This window comes from Kitasatospora sp. NPDC001119 (genome assembly GCF_053598475.1).
The window spans coordinates 31467-42990 of the sequence record NZ_JBSFKI010000059.1; the positions used below are offsets into that span (position 1 = coordinate 31467).

Consider the following 11524-nt stretch of genomic DNA (forward strand, 5'->3'; position numbering starts at 1 on the left):
GCGTCGAAGGATCGAGGTGCGGGCATGAGTGAGCGGAGCGAGCTCATCATCGAACACCGCGCAGTGGGCGGAGCGCCTGCCGGGCGAAGCGGGGTGGGAGCGTGAGCACCGCGGCCGCCACCGGCTACTGCCGGGTGACCGTCGTCGCCCCGGACCGCCGGATCGACGTCGCCCTGCCCGAGGACGTCCCGCTCGCGGACGTCTACCCCGAGGTGCTGCGGCTGGCCAACCAGAGCCAGCCCGACGGCACCCCCACCGGCTTCCACCTGGTCCGCCGGGACGGCACGGTGCTCGACAGCGGGCTGCCGCTGGCCGCCCAGCAGGTCCGCGACGGCGACCTGCTGGCGCTGCGCCCCTTCGCCGAGTCGCTCCCGCCGGCCGTCTACGACGACGTCGCCGACGCGATCGCCAGCGCCGTCGAGGCCGACCGCCGGTTCTGGACCGCCGAGCTGATGCGCGGCTTCGGCCTGATCGGCGCCGGGGTGCTGCTCACCCTGCTCGGCTTCGCGCTCTGGTTCTCCGACCTGCGCCACGACATGCACGGCCTGCCCGGCGTGCTGGCCGGCGTCACCGCCGTCGTGCTCACCGCGCTCGCCGGGGTCCGCGCCCGGGTCTACCAGGACGCCCACGCGGCCGTCGCGCTCGGCCTCGGCGCGCTGCCGCACGCCATGATCGGCGGCAGCGGCGTGATCGCCGTCGCCCACCTCGGGGACGGCCCCGGCCGGCTCCAGTTCCTGGTCGGCTGCGTCGCCGCCCTGGTGGTCTCCGTACTGCTGGCCGGCCTGCTGCCGGAGAAGGACGCGGTGTTCGTCGCCGCCGCCCTGGTCTCCACCGCCGGCGCGCTCGCCACCTTCGCGGCCGTCCTGCTCCCGGAGACCCCGGCCGGGCACATCGCCGCCGTCACCGGCGTCGCCGCCGTCGCCGTGGTCGGCTTCCTGCCCAGCCTCTCCGCCCGGTTCGCCCGGCTGCCGGTCGGCTTCAGCGCCCCCGGCCAGACCCGCACCCGCAGCCGCGACTACGACGAGGAGGCCGAGCGCGCCGAGGCCGTCCAGTACGAGCGGATCGCGCACCAGGCCCGCCGCGGGCACGAGGTGCTGGTCGGCCTGGTCGGCGGCTGCGCCGCGGTCGTGGTCGGCGCCTGCGCCGTCCTCGGCTTCACCGACGAGACCTTCCCCGAGGTGCTCGCGCTCGCCCTGGGCCTGACCACCATGCTGCGCGCCCGGCTGTTCCGCTACACCGCGCAGGTGCTCAGCCTCACGGTGGCCGGCCTGCTCGGCCTGAGCCTGCTGATCGTCGGGCTGTCCCTGCACACCCCGCAGTTCTTCCTGCGGGCGGCCGGCTCCACCACCGAGCTCGACCTGCGCACGATCTGGCTGACCGCCTCGATCGCCTTCGGCGCCGCGCTGCTCACCGCGATCGCCCTGGTGGTGCCGCGGCTCGGGGTCTCCCCCTTCTGGGGTCGCATCCTGGACCTGGTGGACAGCCTCACCCTGATCTCGCTGGTCCCGCTGGCGCTCGCCGTCCTGGACGTCTACCGGCTGGTCCGCGGCGCCACCAGCTGACCGCAGGCCCCCCCGGAGCCGCCCGCGGAGGCCCCGGAACCGGCCCCGGAGCCGCCCGCCCGACCGCCGAACGGCCGGGTGGGCGGCACTGGTACGCTTGGCCTTCGAGCGCAGCCGTGTGTCCGCCCCCCGTGGGCCGACGACCGCCGGCCGCGCCCGCGACACCGAGTTCTCGATGAGTCCTGTGTTGTCGACCAGGACCGCTCGGTAGACCCTGAAGGAGTTGCAGTGGCTCTCGCCTCTGACGTCAAGAAGCAGATCTTCGCCGAGTTCGGCCAGAAGGAGGGCGACACCGGTTCCCCCGAGGTCCAGGTGGCCATGCTCTCCCGTCGTATCTCGGACCTGACCGAGCACCTCAAGACCCACAAGCACGACCACCACTCGCGTCGTGGCCTGCTGATCCTGGTCGGCCAGCGCCGCCGCCTGCTGCAGTACCTGGCCAAGAAGGACATCGAGCGCTTCCGTACGCTCGTCGACCGCCTGGGCATCCGCCGCGGTGCCGCCGGTGGCGCCCGCTAAGACCGCCGCTCGGGGGCGGCTCCCCACACCGGGGAGCCGCCCCTCGCGCGTATGCCGCGGCCGTTGAGCCGCGGCGCCCGCAGATAACAACTCGCGCGCACCTCCCCAGGTGGCCGAGGATTGCACCGTAGGGTTGTGGGCATGCCGGGTGATGGCGCACCAGCGCGCCACCCGGGCAGAAGGACCCAACCCCCCCGCGGGACGAAGGCTTCAAACGGAAGCCGCCCGCATCCGAGAGAGCGTCCAGACGCGGACCGCCCTTCCGGGCCCGGCAGCCGTGAGGCGCCGGTCCTCGGTAGTGGCCGTCGGAACCCCCGCAGACCGAGCGGGGCACTCCGGAGGCTTCGATCGAAGACCGGCCCGACTGCCGCCCTCCCCGAGGAGGGCCCGGGGCCCACCGCAGGCAGTACGCGGGGACGCTCTCCCGGAGACGTACGAAAGAGGAGATCTTCCAGGTGGAAGAGAACGTGTTCTACGCCGAGGCCGTGATCGACAACGGTTCCTTCGGCACCCGTACCATCCGCTTCGAGACCGGCCGTCTGGCCCGTCAGGCCGCCGGCTCCGCCGTGGCCTACCTGGACGACGACACCATGGTGCTGTCGGCCACCAGCGCGTCCAAGCAGCCGAAGGAGCACTTCGACTTCTTCCCGCTGACCGTGGACGTCGAGGAGCGGATGTACGCCGCGGGCCGCATCCCCGGCTCGTTCTTCCGTCGCGAGGGCCGGCCCTCCGAGGACGCGATCCTCACCTGCCGCCTGATCGACCGCCCGCTGCGCCCGTCCTTCGTCAAGGGCCTGCGCAACGAGGTCCAGGTCGTCGTCACCGTGATGGCGCTCAACCCCGACCACCTGTACGACGTGGTCGCGATCAACGCCGCCTCCGCCTCCACCCAGCTGGCGGGCCTGCCGTTCTCCGGCCCGATCGGTGGCGTCCGCGTCGCGCTGATCAACGGCCAGTGGGTCGCCTTCCCGACCCACAGCGAGCTGGAGTCGGCCGTCTTCGACATGGTCGTCGCCGGTCGCGTCCTGCCGGACGGCGACGTCGCGATCATGATGGTCGAGGCCGAGGCCACCGACAAGACCATCAAGCTCGTCGAGGGCGGCGCCGAGGCGCCGACCGAGGAGATCGTCGCCTCGGGCCTGGACGCCGCGAAGCCGTTCATCAAGGTCCTGTGCGCCGCGCAGTCGCAGCTGGCCGCCCAGGCCGCCAAGCCGACCGGCGAGTTCCCGGTCTTCCTGGACTACCAGGACGACGTCCTCGCCGCGCTGTCCGCCGCCGTCAAGGACGAGCTCGCCCAGGCGCTGACCATCGCCGGCAAGCAGGAGCGCAACAACGAGCTGGACCGCGTCAAGGCGCTGGCCGCCGAGAAGCTGCTGCCCGAGTTCGAGGGCCGCGAGAAGGAGATCAGCGCCGCCTACAACGCGCTGACCAAGAAGGTCGTCCGCGAGCGCGTCATCAAGGACAAGGTCCGCATCGACGGCCGCGGCGTCACCGACATCCGCACCCTGGCCGCCGAGGTCGAGGCCATCCCGCGGGTGCACGGCTCGGCCCTGTTCGAGCGCGGCGAGACCCAGATCCTGGGCGTCACCACGCTGAACATGCTGCGCATGGAGCAGCAGCTGGACACGCTCTCCCCGGAGACGCGCCGCCGCTACATGCACAACTACAACTTCCCGCCGTACTCCGTCGGTGAGACCGGCCGCGTGGGCTCGCCCAAGCGCCGCGAGATCGGCCACGGCGCGCTGGCCGAGCGCGCCCTGCTGCCGGTGCTGCCGACCCGCGAGGAGTTCCCGTACGCCATCCGCCAGGTCTCCGAGGCGCTGAGCTCCAACGGCTCCACCTCGATGGGCTCGGTCTGCGCCTCGACCATGTCGCTGCTGAACGCCGGTGTGCCGCTGAAGGCCGCCGTCGCCGGTATCGCGATGGGCCTGATCTCCCAGGAGATCGACGGCGAGACCCACTACGTCACGCTGACCGACATCCTCGGCGCCGAGGACGCGTACGGCGACATGGACTTCAAGGTCGCCGGTACCCGCAACTTCATCACCGCCCTCCAGCTGGACACCAAGCTGAACGGCATCCCGGCGTCGGTGCTCGCCGCCGCGCTGAAGCAGGCCAAGGACGCCCGCCTGCACATCCTCGACGTGATGAACGAGGCCATCGACTCGCCCGACGAGATGTCCCCGAACGCGCCGCGCATCATCACCATCAAGATCCCGGTGGACAAGATCGGTGAGGTCATCGGCCCCAAGGGCAAGATGATCAACCAGATCCAGGAGGACACCGGCGCCGAGATCACGATCGAGGACGACGGCACCATCTACATCGGTGCCGCCGACGGCCCGGCCGCCGAGGCCGCCCGCACCACGATCAACCAGATCGCCAACCCGACCATGCCGGAGGTCGGCGAGCGCTACCTGGGCACCGTGGTCAAGACCACGACGTTCGGCGCGTTCGTGTCGCTGATGCCGGGCAAGGACGGCCTGCTGCACATCTCGCAGATCCGCAAGCTGGCCGGCGGCAAGCGCGTCGAGAACGTCGAGGACGTCCTCGGCGTCGGCGCCAAGGTCCAGGTCGAGATCGCCGAGATCGACCCGCGCGGCAAGCTCTCCCTGATCCCGGTCATCGAGGGCGAGGAGGGCGGCGAGGCCGCTTCCGAGTGAAGCGCCGCTAGCTGACCCCCGCGGCCCGTACGCCTCACGGCGTGCGGGCCGCACCCCGTTGTCCACGCGTTCGTCCGTACGTGCCCATCCGCACGTGCGTTTCCTCTGGAGGTACCCCCCGTGGCGCAGGCCCCGGCGGTAACGCAGCGTCCCGGCACGACCCGGACCCTGCTCAAGGGCGTCGACGGCGCCGGCACGGTGCGCCGCACCGTGCTCCCCGGCGGCCTTCGGGTCGTCACCGAGACCCTGCCGACGGTGCGCTCCGCGACCTTCGGCATCTGGGTCGGCGTCGGCTCGCGGGACGAGACCCCGCAGCTCAACGGCGCCACCCACTACCTGGAGCACCTGCTCTTCAAGGGCACCGAGCGGCGCAGCGCGCTGGACATCTCGGCGGCCCTGGACGCGGTCGGCGGCGAGATGAACGCCTTCACCGCGAAGGAGAACACCTGCTACTACGCCCGGGTCCTGGACACCGACCTGCCGCTGGCCATCGACGTGGTCTGCGACATGCTCACCGGCTCGCTGATCCGCACCGAGGACGTGGAGTCCGAGCGCGGCGTCATCCTCGAGGAGATGGCGATGGCCGAGGACGACCCGGGCGACGTGGTGCACGACCTGTTCGCCAAGGTGATCTTCGGCAGCGGCCCGCTCGGCCGCCCGATCCTCGGCACCCAGGAGACCATCAGGACGCTCACCCGGGACCAGATCGCCGGCTTCTACCGCCGCCGCTACCGGCCCGAGCAGCTGGTCGTCGCCGCGGCCGGCAACCTCGACCACCGCAAGGTGGTCAAGCAGGTCGAGCAGGCCTTCGCGCCGCTGCTGGCGGCCTCCACCGCGGCGCCGGCCGAGGCCCGCCGCGGCGTCAAGGCGCTGCGCACGGCCGGCCGGGTCGAGGTGCTCAACCGCTCCACCGAACAGGCCCACCTGGTGCTGGGCGTGCCCGGGGTGCCCCGGCACGACGAGCGCCGCTGGGCGATGGGCGTGCTCAACGCGGCCCTCGGCGGCGGGATGAGCTCCCGGCTGTTCCAGGAGGTCCGCGAGAAGCGGGGCCTGGCGTACTCGGTCTACTCGTACTCCTCGTCGTACGCGGACAGCGGCCTGTTCGGCATCTACGCCGGCTGCCAGCCCAAGCGGGTCGAGGAGGTGCTGCGGATCTGCCGCGCCGAGCTGGCCAAGGTGGTCGAGGAGGGCATCACCGAGGAGGAGCTGGGCCGGGCGATCGGCCAGATCTCCGGCTCCACCGTGCTCGGCATGGAGGACACCGGCTCGCTGATGAACCGGATCGGCAAGGCCGAGCTCAGCTACGGGCACCACCTGTCGGTGAACGAGATGCTGGAGCGCATCGCAGCGGTGACCCTGGAGGACGTCCACGCGGTGGCCCGTGATGTGCTGGGCGCGTACCGGCCGTCGCTCGCCCTGATCGGCCCGGTCAACGACAAGCGGGCCGCCAAGCTCGCCGATCTGCTGGTCTGATCCGCTTTTCCGGATCCGCTGAATCCCAGGTGAGAGGAACTTTTGCCATGACGCTGCGTGTCGCCGTGATCGGCGCCAGGGGACGGATCGGCTCCGAGGCGGTCAAGGCCGTGGAGGCCGCGCCGGACCTGGAGCTGGTCGCCACCCTCGGCCGCGGGTCGGACCTGGAGGAGCTGACCGAGGCCGGCGCCCAGGCGGTCGTCGAGCTGACCCACCCCGACTCGGTGATGGGCAACCTGGACTTCTGCCTGCACCACGGCATCCACGTGGTCACCGGCACCACCGGCTGGACGGACGAGCGGCTCGCCACCGTCCGCGGCTGGCTGGACGAGGCCCCGGAGCTCGGCCTGCTGATCGCGCCGAACTTCTCCATCGGCGCCATCCTCGGCATGAAGTTCTCCCAGATCGCCGCCCGGTACTTCGAGTCGGTCGAGGTGGTCGAGCTGCACCACGACCGCAAGGCCGACGCCCCCAGCGGGACGGCCACCCGCACCGCCCAGCTGATCGCCGCCGCCCGGGCCGAGGCCGGCCGGCCGCCGCAGCAGGACCCGACCACCCACAGCCTGCCCGGCGCGCGCGGCGCCGACGTGGACGGGGTGCCGGTGCACGCGGTGCGGCTGCGCGGCCTGCTCGCGCACCAGCAGGTGATGTTCGGCGACACCGGCGAGACGCTCACCATCCGGCACGACTCGCTGCACCACAGCAGCTTCATGCCGGGCATCCTGCTGGGCGTGCGCAAGGTCGTCGGGACGCCGGGGCTGACCTTCGGCCTCGAACACTTCCTGGACCTGTGACAGTGTCGAACCAGACCGTGCCGTACCAGAGCACGCCGAACCGGACCGTACCGATCCCCGGAGGGGCCCGATGACCTCCCGTACCGGTTTCTTCGTCCTGTCCGGCGTGCTGCTGCTGGTCGCCCTGGTCTGCGTGGGCGAGGGCGTCCAGCTGATCGCCACCGGCAAGCCGCTCGGCATCGGCATCGGGGTCTGCGCCTTCGTGATCCCGGTGATCGGGGTCTGGTTCCTGCGCCAGACCGTCCGCTTCGGCCGGGACAGCGAGCGGCTGGCCCGCGAGCTGGAGGCCGAGGGCGGCCTGCCGGTGGACGAGCTGGAGCGCAGCAAGGGCGGGCGGATCGACCGGGCCTCGGCCGACGCGGTGTTCGCCCGCCGCCAGGCCGAGGCACAGGACGCGCCGGGCGACTGGCGGGTCTGGTTCCGCCTCGCCGTGGCCTACGCCGACGCCGGCGACACCCCGCGCGCCCGCAAGACCATGCAGCACGCCATCAAGCTGCACAGCACCGAACCCGCAAGGAGTAACGCGTGAGCGACGAACCGACGGCCCCCAGCTTCCGCAGCGACGTGACGGTGGAGCTGGTCCGCAGCGCCGCCGCCGACTCGGACGTCATCTGGGCGGCCCGGGTCTCGACCGCGGGCGAGCAGTCCCTGGAGGCCCTCCAGCAGGACCCGGAGAAGTCCAAGGGCCTGATCAACTTCCTGATGCGCGACCGGCACGGTACGCCCTTCGAGCACAACTCGATGACCTTCTTCATCAGCGCGCCGATCTTCGTGTTCCGGGAGTTCCACCGGCACCGCAGCGGCTGGTCGTACAACGAGGAGTCCGGCCGCTACCGCGAGCTCCAGCCGGTCTTCTACGTCCCGGGCGAGGAGCGCAAGCTGGTCCAGGAGGGCCGCCCCGGCAAGTACGAGTTCCACGAGGGCACGCCGGAGCAGCACCGGACCACGACCGCGGCGATGGAGGCCGCGTACGTCGAGTCCTACGCCCGCTACCAGGAGATGCTGGCCGCCGGGGTGGCCCGCGAGGTGGCCCGCGCGGTGCTGCCGGTGGGCCTGTTCTCCTCGATGTACGCGACCTGCAACTCGCGTTCGCTGATGCACTTCCTGTCGCTGCGCACCCGGCGGGAGAACTCGGCGGTGCCGTCCTTCCCGCAGCGCGAGATCGAGATGGTCGCCGAGCAGATGGAGGAGCAGTGGGCCCGGCTCATGCCGCTCACCCATGCGGCCTTCGAGAAGCACGGCCGGGTCGCCCCCTGACCTGGGACGACAGGCATACGGGCAGAGTGTCTGGCATGTCTGGATTGCGGCTTTTCTAGCCGCTCCCTACATTCGTGAACACGGATTCCGGTGCTGCCCGAACCCCCGAGCGGGCAGCACCGGAATCCCACGTCCGCGCCACCGACGCGCTGCACCTGTCCGAACACCGGACCGGCATGGGTACCGCCCCACCGCCTACGAGTAGCTTTGGACGCATGGCTCCGACCTCCACCCCCCAGACGCCGTTCGGCCGGGTCCTGACCGCCATGGTCACCCCGTTCACCGCCGACGGCGCGCTCGACCTCGACGGCGCCCAGCGCCTCGCCACGCACCTCGTGGACTCCGGCAACGACGGCCTCGTCGTCAACGGCACCACCGGTGAGTCCCCGACCACCAGCGACGCCGAGAAGGCCCAGCTGGTCCGCGCCGTGGTCGAGGCGGTCGGGGACCGCGCCCACGTGGTGGCCGGCGTCGGCACCAACGACACCCACCACAGCGTGGAGCTGGCCCGCCAGGCCGAGGCGGCCGGGGCGCACGGCCTGCTGGTCGTCACGCCGTACTACAACAAGCCCCCGCAGGAGGGCCTGTACCGGCACTTCACCGAGGTCGCCGACGCCACCGGCCTGCCGGTCATGGCGTACGACATCCCGGGCCGCAGCGGGGTCGCGCTGAGCCACGAGACGCTGGTCCGCCTCGGCGAGCACCCGCGGATCGTCGCCAACAAGGACGCCAAGGGCGACCTCGGCGCCGCGGCCTGGGCCATCGCCCGCGCCGACCTCGCCTGGTACTCCGGCGACGACATCCTCAACCTGCCGCTGCTGTCCGTCGGAGCCGTCGGCGTGGTCAGCGTCGTCGGGCACGTGGTGGCGGCGGACCTGCGGGCGATGGTCGAGGCCTTCCTGGCGGGCGATGTGGTCAAGGCCACGAGCATCCACCAGCGCCTGCTGCCGGTGTTCAGCGGTATGTTCCGCACCCAGGGCGTGATCCTCGCCAAGGCCGCGCTGGAACTCCAGGGCCTGCCCGCCGGCCCGCTGCGACTCCCGCTGGTCGGAGCGACGCCCGAGGAGATCGAGCGGTTGAAGCAGGATCTCGCCTCCGGCGGGGTACACCTTTAGCAGACACGGACGTGCGCGCCCCCGGCTCGCCGGACCTCCCCGGGTCCGCCGCTGGACCGGACCGTAGGCGCGAGAGCACAGACCCAGTAGGAAAACGACACTGAGTACGCGCGCCATATGTCTCCAGGGGGAGGACCCCGGACATATGGCGCGCGTCGTGAGGAGAGTCTTTTGAGCCACCCGCACCCCGAGCTCGGCGCGCCCCCGGCACTGAAGGAGGGCGCCCTCCGCATCACTCCGCTCGGCGGCCTCGGCGAGATCGGCCGCAACATGACGGTCCTCGAGTACGGCGACCGCATCCTGATCATCGACTGCGGCGTCCTCTTCCCCGAGGACGAGCAGCCCGGCGTGGACCTGATCCTCCCGGACTTCAGCTACATCCGGGACCGTCTCGACAAGGTCGACGGCATCGTCCTCACCCACGGGCACGAGGACCACATCGGCGCCGTCCCCTTCCTCCTGCGGGAGAACCCGGACATCCCGCTGATCGGCTCCAAGCTGACCCTCGCCCTGATCGAGGCCAAGCTCGCCGAGCACCGCATCCGGCCGTACGTGCTGGAGGTCAAGGAGGGCGAGCGCGAGCGCATCGGCCCCTTCGACTGCGAGTTCATCGCCGTCAACCACTCCATCCCGGACGCCCTGGCGGTCGCGGTCCGCACCCCCGCCGGCATGGTCGTGGCCACCGGTGACTTCAAGATGGACCAGCTCCCGCTGGACGGCCGCCTGACCGACCTGCCGACCTTCGCCAAGCTGGCGGAGGAGGGCATGGACCTGCTGCTGGTGGACTCCACCAACGCCGAGGTCCCCGGCTTCATCCCGCACGAGCGGGACATCTCGGCGGCGCTGCGCAACGTCTTCGCGAACGCCGACAAGCGCATCATCGTGGCCTCCTTCGCGAGCCACGTGCACCGCATCCAGCAGGTGCTGGACGCCGCGCACGAGTACAAGCGCAAGGTCGCCTTCGTCGGCCGCTCGATGGTCCGCAACATGGGCATCGCCCGCGACCTCGGCTACCTGAAGGTCCCCGGCAACATGGTCGTGGACGTCAAGCAGCTGGACGACCTGCCGGACAAGGAGGTCGTGCTGATCTGCACCGGTTCGCAGGGCGAGCCGATGGCGGCGCTGTCCCGGATGGCCAACCGCGACCACCAGATCCGCATCGTCGAGGGCGACACCGTCGTCCTGGCCTCCTCGCTCATCCCGGGCAACGAGAACGCGGTCTACCGGGTGATCAACGGCCTGACCCGCTGGGGTGCCAAGGTCGTGCACAAGGGCAACGCCAAGGTGCACGTCTCCGGCCACGCCTCGGCCGGCGAGCTGCTCTACTTCTTCAACATCTGCAAGCCGCGCAACCTGATGCCGGTCCACGGCGAGTGGCGCCACCTGCGTGCGGCCGCCGAGCTGGGCATCGCCACCGGGGTGCCGCGCAACCGCGTGGTCATCGCGGAGGACGGCGTCTGCGTCGACCTGGAGAAGGGCGTCGCCCGGATCGTCGGCAAGGTGCAGGCCGGGTACGTCTACGTGGACGGCTCCTCGGTCGGCGACATCACCGAGGCCTCGCTCAAGGACCGCAGGATCCTCGGCGAGGAGGGCTTCATCTCGGTCTTCGTCGCGGTCGACTCGACCAACGGCAAGATCGTCGGCGGCCCGACCATCCAGGCCCGCGGCTCCGGCATCGACGACAACGCCTTCGGCCCGGTCGTCGCCAAGCTCCAGGAGGGCCTGGACCGCTCGGCGAGCGACGGCGTGCTGGAGCCCCGTCAGGTGCAGCAGCTGGTCCGCCGGACCATCGGCAAGTGGGTCGCGGACAACTATCGCCGCCGGCCGATGATCCTGCCGGTCGTCGTCGAGGTCTGAGGCTCGCTCAAGACCGGCTGAGGCCGGTTTGACGTGGGGCGACCCGGTGCGTAATGTTCTCCGGGTTGCCCCACGGGACGGCCCCTCGGAAACGGGCTCGAATTCGGATTCGAATTCGAGAACGACCGGGGAAAACGGACCGAAAGACTCTGATAGAGTTCGGGAGCGCCGAAAGGCGAAAGTAAATCGGATGAATGAAACTCCGGAAAACGGAGCGGAAAACATCTGATAAGCTGGAAACACGAAAGAACGAAGCCCGGAGGGTCCGCTGGAAGGCGGTCCGA

The 11524-nt window shown here is 71.0% G+C and carries 9 protein-coding genes; all 9 read left to right on the forward strand.

Annotated features, from left to right (window positions below; genetic code table 11):
- Positions 1–101: 101 nt before the first annotated feature.
- On the forward strand, positions 102–1562 hold the full coding sequence (gene eccD, locus ACWDD9_RS40555) for a type VII secretion integral membrane protein EccD (RefSeq protein ID WP_049651682.1): 1461 nt from the start codon (positions 102–104) through the stop codon (positions 1560–1562).
- 228 nt (positions 1563–1790) lie between these two features.
- On the forward strand, positions 1791–2081 hold the full coding sequence (gene rpsO, locus ACWDD9_RS40560; RefSeq protein ID WP_031072625.1) for a 30S ribosomal protein S15: 291 nt from the start codon (positions 1791–1793) through the stop codon (positions 2079–2081).
- A 455-nt stretch (positions 2082–2536) separates the two neighbouring features.
- Positions 2537–4744, forward strand: coding sequence for a polyribonucleotide nucleotidyltransferase (locus ACWDD9_RS40565; protein WP_049651681.1), 2208 nt, complete (start codon positions 2537–2539; stop codon positions 4742–4744).
- A gap of 120 nt (positions 4745–4864) precedes the next feature.
- Positions 4865–6217, forward strand: a complete 1353-nt coding sequence (locus ACWDD9_RS40570; RefSeq protein ID WP_234348371.1) for a M16 family metallopeptidase — start codon at positions 4865–4867, stop codon at positions 6215–6217.
- 47 nt (positions 6218–6264) lie between these two features.
- Positions 6265–7011 (forward strand): 4-hydroxy-tetrahydrodipicolinate reductase, encoded by a 747-nt coding sequence (dapB, locus tag ACWDD9_RS40575; protein ID WP_074006413.1) that lies wholly within the window; start codon positions 6265–6267, stop codon positions 7009–7011.
- A gap of 70 nt (positions 7012–7081) precedes the next feature.
- Positions 7082–7540 (forward strand): tetratricopeptide repeat protein, encoded by a 459-nt coding sequence (locus ACWDD9_RS40580; RefSeq protein ID WP_049651678.1) that lies wholly within the window; start codon positions 7082–7084, stop codon positions 7538–7540.
- Positions 7537–8268: an FAD-dependent thymidylate synthase gene (thyX, locus tag ACWDD9_RS40585; RefSeq protein WP_049651677.1), complete on the forward strand. Its 732-nt coding sequence runs from the start codon at positions 7537–7539 to the stop codon at positions 8266–8268. The genes ACWDD9_RS40580 and thyX overlap by 4 nt, the downstream gene beginning before the upstream one ends.
- Positions 8269–8483: 215 nt before the next feature.
- Complete coding sequence (dapA, locus tag ACWDD9_RS40590) at positions 8484–9383, forward strand: 4-hydroxy-tetrahydrodipicolinate synthase (RefSeq protein WP_049651676.1); 900 nt, start codon at positions 8484–8486, stop codon at positions 9381–9383.
- Between the two features lie 171 nt (positions 9384–9554).
- Positions 9555–11240 (forward strand): ribonuclease J, encoded by a 1686-nt coding sequence (locus tag ACWDD9_RS40595; RefSeq protein WP_049651675.1) that lies wholly within the window; start codon positions 9555–9557, stop codon positions 11238–11240.
- Positions 11241–11524: the final 284 nt, after the last annotated feature.

Excerpts from the sequence above, each read along its gene's own strand:
- dapB (WP_074006413.1), top strand. The coding sequence starts at position 6,265 with ATGACGCTGCGTGTCGCCGTGATCGGCGCCAGGGGACGGATCGGCTCC.
- ACWDD9_RS40580 (WP_049651678.1), top strand. The coding sequence starts at position 7,082 with ATGACCTCCCGTACCGGTTTCTTCGTCCTGTCCGGCGTGCTGCTGCTG.
- dapA (WP_049651676.1), top strand. The coding sequence starts at position 8,484 with ATGGCTCCGACCTCCACCCCCCAGACGCCGTTCGGCCGGGTCCTGACC.